Annotated in this window: 10 protein-coding genes; all 10 read right to left on the bottom strand. The window is 72.6% G+C overall.

All coding sequences use genetic code 11. The annotated features are described in order from the left end of the window. Positions 1-20: 20 nt before the first annotated feature. Genes ftsA through ACE3UN_RS14450 form a run of 10 tightly spaced genes read right to left on the bottom strand, consistent with a single transcriptional unit; the run spans position 21 to position 13016 of the window. Entirely contained in the window at positions 21-1253 is a 1233-nt protein-coding gene (gene ftsA / locus ACE3UN_RS14495) for a cell division protein FtsA (RefSeq protein WP_374675677.1), read from the bottom strand. A gap of 12 nt (positions 1254-1265) precedes the next feature. Beyond that, on the bottom strand, positions 1266-2057 hold the full coding sequence (locus ACE3UN_RS14490) for a cell division protein FtsQ/DivIB (RefSeq protein ID WP_374675676.1): 792 nt from the start codon (positions 2055-2057) through the stop codon (positions 1266-1268). 5 nt (positions 2058-2062) lie between these two features. Beyond that, entirely contained in the window at positions 2063-3049 is a 987-nt protein-coding gene (locus tag ACE3UN_RS14485; protein WP_374675675.1) for a D-alanine--D-alanine ligase, read from the bottom strand. Then, on the bottom strand, positions 3046-4482 hold the full coding sequence (gene murC, locus ACE3UN_RS14480) for a UDP-N-acetylmuramate--L-alanine ligase (protein ID WP_374675674.1): 1437 nt from the start codon (positions 4480-4482) through the stop codon (positions 3046-3048). The genes ACE3UN_RS14485 and murC overlap by 4 nt, the downstream gene beginning before the upstream one ends. Further along, positions 4479-5576, bottom strand: a complete 1098-nt coding sequence (gene murG / locus ACE3UN_RS14475) for an undecaprenyldiphospho-muramoylpentapeptide beta-N-acetylglucosaminyltransferase (RefSeq protein WP_374675673.1) — start codon at positions 5574-5576, stop codon at positions 4479-4481. The genes murC and murG overlap by 4 nt, the downstream gene beginning before the upstream one ends. Next, on the bottom strand, positions 5573-6865 hold the full coding sequence (gene ftsW, locus ACE3UN_RS14470) for a putative lipid II flippase FtsW (RefSeq protein WP_374675672.1): 1293 nt from the start codon (positions 6863-6865) through the stop codon (positions 5573-5575). Before ftsW ends, murG begins: the two co-directional genes overlap by 4 nt. Next, positions 6862-8829, bottom strand: a complete 1968-nt coding sequence (gene murD, locus ACE3UN_RS14465) for a UDP-N-acetylmuramoyl-L-alanine--D-glutamate ligase (RefSeq protein WP_374675671.1) — start codon at positions 8827-8829, stop codon at positions 6862-6864. The genes ftsW and murD overlap by 4 nt, the downstream gene beginning before the upstream one ends. 13 nt (positions 8830-8842) lie before the next feature. Next, a complete protein-coding gene (gene mraY, locus ACE3UN_RS14460; protein ID WP_374675670.1) occupies positions 8843-10024 on the bottom strand; it encodes a phospho-N-acetylmuramoyl-pentapeptide-transferase in 1182 nt (393 codons plus the stop codon). A 26-nt stretch (positions 10025-10050) separates the two neighbouring features. Then, complete coding sequence (gene murF, locus ACE3UN_RS14455) at positions 10051-11496, bottom strand: UDP-N-acetylmuramoyl-tripeptide--D-alanyl-D-alanine ligase (RefSeq protein WP_374675669.1); 1446 nt, start codon at positions 11494-11496, stop codon at positions 10051-10053. After that, positions 11493-13016, bottom strand: coding sequence for a UDP-N-acetylmuramoyl-L-alanyl-D-glutamate--2,6-diaminopimelate ligase (locus tag ACE3UN_RS14450; protein ID WP_374675668.1), 1524 nt, complete (start codon positions 13014-13016; stop codon positions 11493-11495). The genes murF and ACE3UN_RS14450 overlap by 4 nt, the downstream gene beginning before the upstream one ends. Between the last annotated feature and the right edge of the window lie 6 nt (positions 13017-13022).

Here is a 13022-nt window from a genome sequence, read left to right as displayed (position 1 = left end):
TCGTCGAACGCGTGTGAAACCTAGAAGTTGCCGAGCAGCCAGTCCTTGGCCTTGCCGAACAGGGTCTTGACCGAGCCGGCCTGCTGGGCGGCCTTGTAGCCGCGGGTGTGCGCCAGGCGGGCCTCCTCCAGCAGGCCCATGACGGCCGCCGAGCGCGGGTTGGCCACCATGTCGAACAGCGCGCCCGAGTAGGTGGGCAGGCCCTTGCGCACGGGCTTCAGGAAGATGTCCTCGCCCAGCTCCACCATGCCGGGCATCACGGCCGTGCCGCCGGTGATCACGATGCCCGAGGACAGCAGCTCCTCGTAGCCCGAATCGCGGATCACCTGGTGCACCAGCGAGTAGATCTCCTCGACGCGCGGCTCGATCACGCCGGCCAGCGCCTGGCGGCCCAGCATGCGCGGCACGCGGTCGCCCAGGCCCGGCACCTCGACCTGCTCGGACGGGTCGGCCAGCAGCTGCTTGGCCACGCCGTACTCCACCTTGATCTCCTCGGCGTCCTTGGTGGGCGTGCGCAGCGCCATCGCGATGTCGCTGGTGATCAGGTCGCCGGCGATGGGGATGACGGCCGTGTGGCGGATGGAGCCGCCGGTGTAGATGGCCACGTCGGTGGTGCCCGCGCCGATGTCGACCACGGCCACCCCCAGGTCCTTCTCGTCGTCGGTCAGCACGGCGGCGGCCGAGGCGGTGGGGGCCAGGCACAGCTGCTCCACCTCCAGCCCGCAGCGGCGCACGCACTTGACGATGTTCTCGGCCGCGCTCTGGGCGCCGGTGGCGATGTGCACCTTCACCTCGAGCCGGCTGCCGCTCATGCCGATCGGCTCCTTGACCTCGTGGCCGTCGATCACGAACTCCTGCGATTCCACCAGCAGCAGCCGCTGGTCGTTCGGGATGTTGATGGCCTTGGCCGTCTCGATGACCCGGGCCACGTCGTTGGGCGTGACCTCGCGGTTGTCGCGCACGATCACCATGCCGGTGGAGTTCTGGCCGCGGATGTGGCTGCCGGTGATGCCGGTGTAGACGCTGGTGATCTTGCAGGCCGCCATCATCTCGGCCTCCTTCAGCGCCTGCTGGATGCTCTGCACCGTGGCGTCGATGTTGACCACCACGCCGCGCTTGAGCCCGTGCGAGCTGGCCACCCCCAGCCCGGCCACGCGCAGCTCGCCCGTGGGCATGACCTCGGCCACGACCGCCATCACCTTGGCGGTGCCGATGTCGAGCCCGACGACGAGATCCTTGTATTCCTTGGCCATCTGGCTGTCCCTCTAAGGCTGGGCCTCGCCCGCGGCGGCCGACGCCAGCGGACCCTTCATCGTCAATGCGTAGCCGTCGCCGTGCCGCAGGTCGGCATGGCTCCAGCCGCGCCGCTGCCGCGCCGCCACCTGCGTGACGGTGCGGGCGAACCGCGCCACCCGGGCGTGCAGCTCGGCCTCGCTGCCCCGGCCCAGCTCCAGGCTGGCGCCGTTGTCCAGCTCCAGCGTCCACGAGCCCCGGCGCGACACCGCCAGCCGCGTGACGCCCAGGTCGAGCGGGCGCAGCACCGGCACCAGCGCCCGGTGCAGCGCCAGTGCCGTGGCGGCGGTGGCGTCGTCCGGCCCGGCGAACTCGGGCAGCAGTTCCTCGTCCACGTCTCCCAGGTTGGCCTCGAAGACCTCGCCATGCGAGTTGACGAGCCGGTCGTTGCCCTCGTCGCCCTTCCACACGGCCACCGGGTGGTGCTCCTCCAGCACCACCACGAGGCGGTTCGGGAACACGCGCCGCACCACCGCATGGCGCACCCAGGGCACGTCCTCGAAGGCGCGGCGGGCGCCCTGCAGGTCGAGCGTGAAGTAGTTGCCCGTCAGGCGCGGCGCGGCGATGGCGCGCAGCGTGGCCGCGTTGTTGCGGGTGACCTCGCCCTCCAGCCGGATGCTGCGGAAGGCGAAGGCCGGCTGCCGGGCCAGCCACGCCAGCGCCGCCGCCACCACCACCGCGCCCGCCAGGGCGACGATGGCCAGCGCCGTGGCGTTCATCACGCGCACGTCGGGGGGCAGCGGGGTGGCGACGGTGCTGGCCATGGCGATCAGGCGGCGGCCTCGGGGGCGTGCGGGCGCGCGCTGTCCAGCGTGGCGCCTGCCAGCAGGTGCAGGCACAGCCGCTCGTAGTCCATGCCGGTGGAGGCGGCCGACTTGGGCACCAGCGAGTGGCTGGTCATGCCCGGCGAGGTGTTCATCTCCAGCAGGAAGGGCTTCCTGTCGGAGGCGCGGATCATCAGGTCGGCGCGGCCCCAGCCGCGGCAGCCGAGCAGGCGATAGGCCTCCACCACGATGCGCTGGATCTCGCGCTCCTCGGCCTCGGGCAGGCCGGACGGCACCAGGTACTGGGTGTCGTCGGAGACGTACTTGTGCTCGTAGTCGTAGTTGCCGCCGGGCGCCACGATGCGGATCACCGGCAGCGCGACGGCGGCGCTGCCCTCACCCAGCACGGGGCAGGTGACTTCCTCGCCTTCGATGAATTCTTCGCACAGCACGTCGGAATCGAATTGTGCCGCGTGAGTGACCGCTTCCATCATGCCGGAATACCCGGCCACCTTGGTCACGCCGAAGGACGAGCCCTCGCGCGCGGGCTTCACGATGAGCGGCAGGCCCAGGCCGTCGGGCACCGTGCGCACCACCTCGCGGCCGTGCTGGCCGGCCGCCAGCAGCTGCCACGCCGGCGTGGGCAGGCCGGCGAAGGCCCAGATGCGCTTGGTCATCACCTTGTCCATGGCGATGGCCGAGGCCATCACGCCGGAGCCGGTGTAGGGGATGCCCAGCAGCTCCAGCGCGCCCTGCACCGTGCCGTCCTCGCCGTGGCGGCCGTGCAGCGCGATGAAGCAACGGTCGAATCCCTCGTCCTTCAGCGCCTGCAGCGGGCGCTCGGCGGGGTCGAAGGCGTGGGCGTCCACGCCTTGCGACTGCAGCGCGGCCAGCACGCCCGCGCCGGACATCAGCGACACGGGGCGCTCGGCGGAGTCACCGCCCATCAGCACCGCCACCTTGCCCAGGCCCCGGATGTCGATGGTCGTCATGCCACCACCTCCTGCGCACCGGCCACGCCGGCCGCGCCGGCCAGCTCCACCACCCGCGCCGGCACGGCGCCGATGGAGCCCGCGCCCATGGAGATGACGACGTCGCCGTCGCGGGCGAAGCCCAGGATCTCCTCGGGCAGGCTGCCCACCTCGTCCACGAACAGCGGCTCGGCCTTGCCGGCCACGCGCAGCGCACGCACCAGGGAGCGGCCATCGGCCGCCACGATCGGCGATTCGCCGGCGGCGTACACCTCCGTCAGCAGCACGGCGTCGGCCTGTCCCATCACCTTCACGAAGTCCTCGAAGCAGTCCCGGGTGCGGGTGTAGCGGTGCGGCTGGAAGGCCAGCACCAGGCGACGTCCGGGGAACGCACCGCGCGCGGCGGCGAGCACCGCCGCCATCTCCACCGGGTGGTGCCCGTAGTCGTCGATGAGGGTGAACTGCCCGCCGTCGCGCGCCGGCACGTCGCCGTAACGCTGGAAGCGGCGTCCCACGCCGTCGAAGGCGGCGAGCGCGCGGGCGATGGGCGCGTCGGGCAGCTCCAGCTCGGTGGCCACCGCGATGGCGGCCAGCGCGTTGCGCACGTTGTGCTCGCCCGGCAGGTTGAGCGTGATGGCCAGCGGCGGCATGGCCACGCCGTTGCGCCGCTCGCAGGTGAAGCGCATCTGGCCGCCGGGCAGCGCCTGCACGTCCACCGCGCGCACCTGGGCGTCCTCGCCGAAGCCGTAGGTGACCACCGGCCGCGACACCATGGGCACGATGCTGCGCACACCGGGGTCGTCGATGCAGACGATGGCCGCACCGTAGAACGGCATGCGGTGCAGGAAGTCCACGAAGGCCTGCTTGAGGCGGGCGAAGTCGTGGCCGTAGGTGTCCATGTGGTCGGCGTCGATGTTGGTCACGACGCTGAGGATGGGCATCAGGTTCAGGAAGGACGCGTCCGACTCGTCGGCCTCCACCACGATGAAGTCACCCGAGCCCAGGCGCGAATGGGCGCCGGCCGAGTTGAGCTTGCCGCCGATGACGAAGGTGGGGTCCACGCCGGCCTCGGCCAGCACGCTGGTGACCAGCGAGGTGGTGGTCGTCTTGCCGTGCGTGCCGGCGATGGCGATGCCACGCTTGAGCCGCATCAGCTCGGCCAGCATCACGGCGCGCGGCACCACCGGCACGCGGCGCGAGCGCGCGGCGATCACCTCGGGGTTGTCGCCCTTCACGGCGGTGGACACGACCACGGCCTCCGCGCCCTGCACATGCGCCGCGTCGTGGCCGATGTGCACACGGATGCCCAGCTCCGCCAGGCGGCGCGTGGTGGCGCTGTCGGCCTGGTCCGAGCCGGTGACGGCATAACCCAGGTTGTGCAGGATCTCGGCGATGCCGCTCATGCCGGCGCCGCCGACGCCCACGAAATGGATGTGCTTGACCGCGTGTTTCATCGCTGCTTCTCCGTCAGCCGTTCGATCTCGTCGGCCACGCGCGTGGCGGCCGCCGGCCGCGCCAGTGCACGCGCCTTGTCCGCCATGGCCAGCAGCTGCGGCCGGTCCAGGCGCTGCAGCAGCTCGGCCAGCGACTGCGGGCCGAGCTCGGCCTGCGGCAGGTGCACCGCCGCGCCACGCTCGGCCATCCACAGCGCGTTGTCGCGCTGGTGCGAGGTGGTGCTCACCACCAGCGGCACCAGCACGCTGGCCACGCCCGCCGCGCACAGCTCGCTCACCGTGATGGCGCCGGCGCGGCAGACCACCACGTCGCAGCCCGCCAGGCAGGCGGCCATGTCGTCGATGAAGGGCACCACTTCCGCCGTGACGCCGAGCGTGGCGTAGCGGCCGCGCACCTCGTCGTGGTGGGCCGCGCCGGTCTGGTGCAGCACCAGCGGGCGCTGCTCCAGCGGGATCTGCGCCAGCGCCGCGGGCACGTTCTCGTTGAGCACCCGGGCCCCCAGGCTGCCGCCCACCACCAGCAGGCGCAGCGGGCCCTCGCGGCCGGTGAAGCGCAGCGCCGGCGGCGCCATGCCCTCGATCTCGCGCCGCACCGGATTGCCGGTGACCAGGGCCTGCCTCACCTTGGCCGCGGCCGTGCCGTCGAAGCCGAAGGCCACCCGGTCGGCCACGGGCAGCAGCGCCCGGTTGGACAGCAGCAGCGCGGCGTCCGCGTTCACCAGCACGAGCGGCTTGCCCAGCAGCGAGGCCATCATGCCGCCCGGGAAGCACACGTAGCCGCCCATGCCGAGCACGGCGTCGGCCGAGCGGCGGCGCAGGATGCGCGCCGAGTCCCAGAAGGCCTTGAGCAGGCGCAGGCCGCCCGTCATGGCCTGCCACAGCCCCTTGCCGCGCAGGCCGCTGAAGGACAGGCGGTCCATCTCGATCCCCGACGGCGGCACGAGCCGGTTCTCCATGCCGCCTTCGGTGCCCAGCCAGGTCACCGTCCAGCCGCGCTGCTGCATCTCGTGCGCCACGGCCAGGCCGGGAATGACGTGCCCGCCCGTGCCCGCGGCCATGATGACCAGGTGCTTGCCCATGGCGGCGGCGCTCATGCGCGGCCTCCGCGCATGAGTTGCCGATTCTCTTGGTCGACGCGCAGCACGATGGCCAGGGCCACCAGGTTCATCAGCACGCCCGAGCCGCCGTAGCTGAGCAGCGGCAGCGTCAGGCCCTTGGTGGGCAGCAGGCCGAGGTTCACGCCCATGTTGATGAAGCTCTGGCCGCCGAACCACACGCCGATGCCCTGGGTCATGAGGCCCGCGAACACCCGGTCCAGGGCGATGGCCTGCCGGCCGATGTGGAAGATGCGGCGGGTGAGCCAGAAGAAGGCCACGATGACCGCCAGCACGGCCACGAAGCCCAGCTCCTCGCCGATCACGGCGAGCAGGAAATCGGTGTGGGCCTCGGGCAGGTAGCTCAGCTTCTCGATGGACTGGCCCAGGCCCTGGCCGAACCACTCGCCGCGGCCGAAGGCGATGAGCGAGTGGGTGAGCTGGTAGGCCTTGCCCTGCGCGTAGTCAGGGTTCCAGGGGTCGAGGTAGGCGAAGATGCGCTGGCGGCGGAACTCGCTGAAGGCGATCATCAGCACGAAGGCGCCCACCAGCACCATCACGCTGAGCACGAACATCCGGCCGTTCACGCCGCCCAGGAACAGGATGGCCAGGGCGATGGCCGCGATCACCATGAAGGCGCCCATGTCGGGCTCGGCCAGCAGCAGCATGCCCACCACGCCCAGCGCCACCGCCATCGGCCACACGGCCTTGAAGAAGCGCTCCTTCACGTCCATCTTGCGCACCATGTAGCTGGCGGCGTACATGGCCATGGCCAGCTTGGCCAGCTCGCTGGGCTGGAAACTCATGAAGCCCAGCGGGATCCAGCGCCGGGCGCCGTTCACGCCCTTGCCGATGAAGGGCACCAGCACCACGATGAGCAGCGCCAGCGACACGGCGAACAGCCACGGCGCCCACTTCTCCCACACCGCGATGGGAATGCTCAGCGTGACGAGCGCCGCCACGAAGCCCACGCCGATGAACAGCGCCTGGCGCGCCAGGAAGTAGGTGGGCGGGTAGCTGGCGAACTTGGGGTTGTCGTGCAGGGCCACCGAGGCCGAATACACCATCACCAGGCCCAGGGCCAGCAGGCCGGCGACCACCCAGGCCAGGGGCTGGTCGAAGCCGGAGACGGCGGTGGGCTTGCCGCTGCCCACCGAGACCCAGTCGCGGATCGGCAGGCGGTCCACGCCGGGCGCGCGGCCCAGCCGCTCGCGCAGGCCCTGGCCGAGCGCGCCCAGGCGCTCGCGCCAGCCCGGCGTCGCGGCGACGGCGTGCGCGCCCCGGCTCATTCGAGCACCTCTCCGCGCTCCAGCGCCAGCTCGCGCACGGCGGCGGCGAACACCTCGGCGCGGTGCGCGTAGTGGCGGAACATGTCCAGGCTGGCGCAGGCGGGGCTGAGCAGCACCGCGTCGCCGGCCTGCGCCTGGGCGAAGCACCAGCGCACAGCGGCCTGCAGGCTGTCGTGCCGCTGGATGGCCACGCCGGTGGCGGCCAGCGTGGCTTCGATGGTGGCGGCGTCGCGGCCGATCGTGGCCACCGCACGGGCGTGGCGGGCCACGGGGGCGGCCAGCGGGCCGAAGTCCTGGCCCTTGCCGTCGCCGCCGAGGATGACCACGAGGCGGCCGCTGCCGAGGTCGGCACCCAGCCCTTCGAGCGCGGCCACGGTGGCGCCCACGTTGGTGCCCTTGCTGTCGTCCACCGCCTCCACGCCGCCCACGCTGCCGATGGGCTCAACGCGGTGCGGCTCGCCGCGGTACTCGCGCAGGCCGTGCAGCATGGGTGCCAGCGGGCAGCCGATGGCCGTGGCGAGCGCCAGCGCCGCCAGCGCGTTGGACGCATTGTGCCGGCCGCGGATGCGCAGCGCATCGGCGGGCATCAGCCGCTGCAGGTGGATCTCGGCCTCTTCGCCCTTGCGCAACTTCACGGTCTCGTCCGCGGGCAAGGCGCGCACCAGCCAGGCCATGCCGGCCTCGGTGACGAGGCCGAAGTCGCCGGGGCGACGCGGCGCATCGAGGCCGAAGCGCAGCACGGCGCGTGCCACCGGCTTGGCGGCCTTGCCGCGTGCGCCCTTCACGACCACCGGCGCGGGCACCATGGCCTCGACGCGCGCATCGTCGCGGTTGATGACCATGACGGCCGTCTCGCCGAAAATGCGCGCCTTGGCGGCGGCGTAGGCGTCCATGTCGCCGTGCCAGTCGAGGTGGTCCTGCGTCACGTTGAGCACCGTGGCGGCGCTGGGCTCGAAGCCCTGCACACCGTCGAGCTGGAAGCTCGACAGCTCCAGCACCCACACCTCGGGTAGCACCTCGAACACCGGCTCGGCCGGCGGCGGAGGGGGAAGCGCCGGCGCGGCGTCCTCCTCGTCGCCCTCGGCGTGCAGCCGCAGGTCGATGGCCGCCTCGCCGATGGACACGGGCAGGCCGACGTCGACACGATCTCCCGCGCCGCTGACGTCCACCGGCACATCCACCCGGTCACCGGCGGCGCCGCTCATCTCCATGGCGACGTCCACCTCGTCCGCGACGCCGGTCACGTCCACCGCCAGGTCGATGGCATCCGGCGTGTGGCCGGCGCCGTCCAGCGGCATGGGCACGGTGCGGTCGTCCAGCGGGCGGCCGTCCACCAGGGCGCCAGGCAGCGTGGGCGTGTCCTCGTCGGCCGCGTCGGGCGAGGGGGCGAGGTCCATCGGCCCCGTCGCCTCGTCGGCGGGCTCGGCCGCCGGCTCGCGGTCCAGCGCGTCGGCCAGGGTGTCGAGCATGGTCGGGCCGATGTTGCCGGCCAAGCCCACCCGCAGGCCGCAGCGCTCCACCAGGCGCGCGGTGAGGGAGGTGGTGGTGGTCTTGCCGTTGGTGCCGGTGATGGCCAGCACCTTGGGCGCGTAGCGGCGCGTGGTCTTCAGGTCGGCCAGGGCGCGGGCGAACAGATCCAGCTCGCCCTGCACCGGCAGCCCGCGCCCGCGTGCCACCGCCAGCAGCGGCGCGATGCGCGGGTCCAGCGGCGACAGGCCGGGGCTCTTGAGCAGCAGGCGCACGTCGGCGAGGTCGCCATCGCCCTGCAGGCGCACGGCGTCGAGCGCGCCGGTGAGCAGCTGCGCCTCGGGCGCGGCCAGGGCCAGTGCGGCCGCCTGGGGCGGCTGCTCGCGCGAGTCCCACACGCGCACCCGCGCGCCGTGGCGGGCGCACCAGCGTGCCATGGCCAGGCCGGAGTCACCGAGGCCCAGCACCAGCACCGACAGATCGCGCAGGAAGTTCATGGGCGAGCGTCCCTCACCGCAGCTTCAGGCTGGCCAGGCCCACCAGGCACAGCAGCATGGTGATGATCCAGAACCGGATGACGACCTGCGTCTCGTTCCAGCCCGACTTCTCGAAGTGGTGGTGCAGCGGCGCCATCAGCAGGATGCGCCGGCCCTCGCCGTACTTCTTCTTCGTGTACTTGAACCAGGCCACCTGCGCCATCACCGACAGCGCCTCGGCGACGAACACGCCGCCCATGATGCCCAGCAGGATCTCCTGGCGCGTGATGACGGCGATGGTGCCGAGCGCGCCGCCCAGCGCCAGCGCGCCCACGTCGCCCATGAACACCTGCGCGGGATGGGCGTTGAACCACAGGAAGGCCAGGCCCGCACCCGCGATGGCGGCGCAGAAGATCATCAGCTCGCCGGCGCCCGGAATGTGCGGAAACAGCAGGTAGCGCGAGTACACCGCGTTGCCCACCACGTAGGCGAAGATGCCCAGCGCGGACGCCACCAGCACCACCGGCATGATGGCCAGCCCGTCCAGCCCGTCGGTGAGGTTCACCGCATTGCTCGCGCCCACGATGACGAAATAGGTGAGCGCGATGAAGCCGAACACGCCCAGCGGGTAGCTGATGCTCTTGAAGAAGGGCAGCATGAGGTCGGCCTTGGGCGGCAGGTCGTTCGAGAAGCCGCTCTGCACCCAGCGCAGGAACAGCTCGAGCACGCGGATGTTGGAGGTCTCCGACACGCTGAAGGCCAGGTACAGCGCGGCGATGAGGCCGATGGCCGACTGCCAGAAGAACTTCTCGCGCGAGCGCATGCCCTCGGGGTCCTTCAGCACCACCTTGCGCCAGTCGTCCACCCAGCCGATGGCGCCGAAGCCGAAGGTCACCAGCATGGTGATCCAGACGAAGCGGTTGCTCCAGTCGCTCCACAGCAGGGTGGACACGCCGATGCCGATGAGGATGAGCGCGCCGCCCATGGTGGGCGTGCCGCGCTTGGCCAGGTGCGTCTGCACGCCGTACTCGCGGATGGGCTGGCCGATCTTCAGCTCGGTCAGGCGGCGGATCACCCACGGCCCGAACACCAGGCCGATCAGCAGCGCGGTCATCGCCGCCAGCACCGCCCGGAAGGTGAGGTACTGGAAGACGCGCAGGAAGCCGAACTGCTCGGGATAGAGCGATTGCAACCACTGGGCCAGGCTAAGCAGCATGGGCCACCTCCTGTGTACGGGCCAGGCTAAGCAGCATGTGGGTTCCCTCCTCCGGCCTGTCCCTGGGCCTGCAGGGCCTGCACCACGCGCTCCATGCGCATGAAACGCGAGCCCTTGACCAGCACCGACGAGAACGGCGGCGCCTCGTCCTCGGCCAGCGCCGCCAGCAGGTCGTCGACGCTGTCGAAATGGCGCGCGCCCGTGGCCACGCCGTCGGGCAGCGCGGCGTGGCGCATCAGCGCGCCCACGCACCACACGGTCTCGATGCCGGCGGCCTGCGCATGGCGGCCCACCTCGGCATGGAAGGCCGGCCCCTGGGCGCCCACCTCGCCCATGTCGCCCATCAACAGCCAGCGCGGGCGCGGCAGCTCGGCCAGCACGTCGATGGCCGCGCGCACGGAATCGGGGTTGGCGTTGTAGGTGTCGTCCACCAGCGTGCGCGGCTGGCCACGCACCAGCAGCGGACGCACCTGCGAGCGGCCCTTGACGGGGCTGAAGTGCGCCAGGCCCTGCACGATGTCCTGCAGGCCGATGCCGGCGGCGAGCGCGCAGGCCGCGGCGGCGGCGGCGTTCTTCACGTTGTGTCGGCCGGCGATGTGCAGCGGGAAGTCCACGCGCCCCACCGGCGTGTGCAGCCGCACGTCCCAGTCGTCCACGCGCCAGCGGGCGCCGGCGTGCACGTCGGCCGCGGCGGCCCGGCCGCCTGCGCCGTCGCCATCCAGGGCGAAGGTGAGCGTGCGGCGGCCCGCGGCGAGCGTGCGCCACAGCGGCGCCCATTCCTCGTCGGCCGGGAACACCGCCGTGCCGTCCGCGGGCAGCGCGGCGATCACGGCGCCGTTCTCGCGCGCCACGGCCTCCACGCTCTGCATGAACTCCTGGTGCTCGCGCTGGGCGTTGTTGACCAGGGCCACGGTGGGCCGTGCGATGGCCGCCAGCTCGGCGATCTCGCCCGGGTGGTTCATGCCCAGCTCGACCACGGCCGCCCGGTGGCCCGACTCCAGGCCCAGCACGGTGAGCGGCACGCCGATGTGGTTGTTCAGGTTGCCGGCCGTGGCCAGGCTGGCGCCGCCGTGCGCGGCGCGCAGGATGGCCGCCACCATCTGCGTGACGGTGGTCTTGCCGTTGCTGCCGGTGACGGCCACCAGCGGCAGCGTGAAGCGCTGGCGCCAGGCGCTGGCCAGGGCCTGCAGCGCCGCCAGCGGGTCGTCCACCTGCAGGCCGGGCAGGCCGGCCTCGGCGATGCCGTGCGAGGCCAGGGCGGCCACCGCGCCCGACACGCGCGCCGCGTCGAGGAAGTCGTGCGCATCGAAGCGCTCGCCCTTGAGGGCCACGAACAGGTCGCCCTGGCGCAGGGTGCGGGTGTCGGTGTGCACGCGGCAGAACACCACGTTCGGGTCGCCCACCACACAGGCCCCCGGCAGCAGGGCCGCGGCGTCGCGCAGGCGCAGCATGGGCACGGGCGCGCCGCTCATGCAGCGCTCCTGCGGGCCAGGGCCTCGGCCGCGTGGACGGCGTCGGAGAACGGCTGCTTCACGCCGTCGACCTCCTGGTAGTCCTCGTGGCCCTTGCCGGCGATGAGCACCACGTCGACCGGCGCGGCCGCGGCGATGGCGTCGGCGATGGCCTGCGCGCGGTCCAGGCGGGTGTCGGTCTTGAGCGTGGCGGCCGCCGGTGGGATGCCGGCGACGATCTGGTCCACGATGGCCTGGGGCGATTCGCGGCGCGGGTTGTCGCTGGTCACCACGACGCGATCGGCCAGGCGGGCGGCGATCTCGCCCATCAGCGGGCGCTTGGTGGCGTCGCGGTTGCCGCCGCAGCCGAACACGCACCACAGGCGGCCGCCGCGCGCCTGCGCCAGCGGGCGCAGCGCGCCGATGGCCTTCTCCAGCGCGTCCGGCGTGTGGGCGTAGTCGACCACGGCCTCCGGGGCCCCCTCGCCGGCACCGATGCGCTGCATGCGGCCCGGCACCGGCGTGACGCGCGCGGCGGCGCGGCAGGCGTCGTCCAGCGGCAGGCCGAGCGCCCGCAGCCCGCCGATGACCACCAGCAGGTTGCTCACGTTGTAGTCGCCGATCAGGCCGGTGGCCAGGGACACGCGCTGCGGCCCCTCCACCACGTCGAAGGCCAGCCCGCCGTGCTCGTAGCGCACCGCGTCAGCGTGCAGGCGGGCCTCGCCGCCCACGCACACGGTCCACAGCGCGAGGCCCTTGCCCGCCAGCTCGGCCACGAGGCGGGCGCCCTGCGGGTCGTCCACGTTGATCACCGCGGCGCGCAGGCCCGGCCAGCCGAACAGGTGGCGCTTGGCGGCCCAGTAGGCGGCCATGTCGCCGTGGTAGTCCAGGTGGTCGCGCGTGAAGTTGGTGAACAGCGCCACCTCGATGGCCGTGCCGGCCAGGCGGTGCTCCACCACGCCGATGGACGAGGCCTCGATGGCGCAGGCCGCGAAGCCCTGGTCCGCCATGCGGCGGAAGCCCTGCTGCAGCACCACCGGGTCGGGCGTCGTCAGGCCGGTGAAGGTGATGTCGGCGGTCTCGGCGCCGGGCACGGCGGCCGGGCGCGGCGGCTCGCCGATGCCCAGCGTGCCCACCACCCCGCAGCGCAGGCCGAGCTGGGTGAGGCACTGGGCCGTCCACCAGGCGGTGGAGGTCTTGCCATTGGTCCCGGTGGTGGCCACCACCTTCAGCGCGCCGCTGGGCTGGCGGTAGTAGGCGCTGGCGATCACGCCGGTGGCGGCCTTGAGCTGCGGCAGCGCCGCCACGCGCGCGTCCTCGAAGCCGAAGGCGTCCACGCCCTCCTCTTCCACCAGGCAGGTGGCGGCCCCGCGCTCGAGCGCCTGCTTCACGTGCTGGCGGCCGTCGCTGGCGTAGCCCGGCCAGGCGATGAAGGCATCGCCCGGCTGCACCTGGCGGCTGTCCGTGCGCAGGGCGCCGGTCACCCAGCTGCTCAGCCAGCGGGCAGCGGCGTCGGGGCTCTTCAGGTGCGTCAGGGGCATGGTGCG

It is taken from the genome of Ideonella sp., assembly GCF_041918995.1.
Lineage (GTDB): Bacteria > Pseudomonadota > Gammaproteobacteria > Burkholderiales > Burkholderiaceae_C > Ideonella.
The sequence above is the reverse complement of the archived record's forward strand: the minus strand, read 5'-3'. Positions and strand labels throughout refer to the sequence as shown.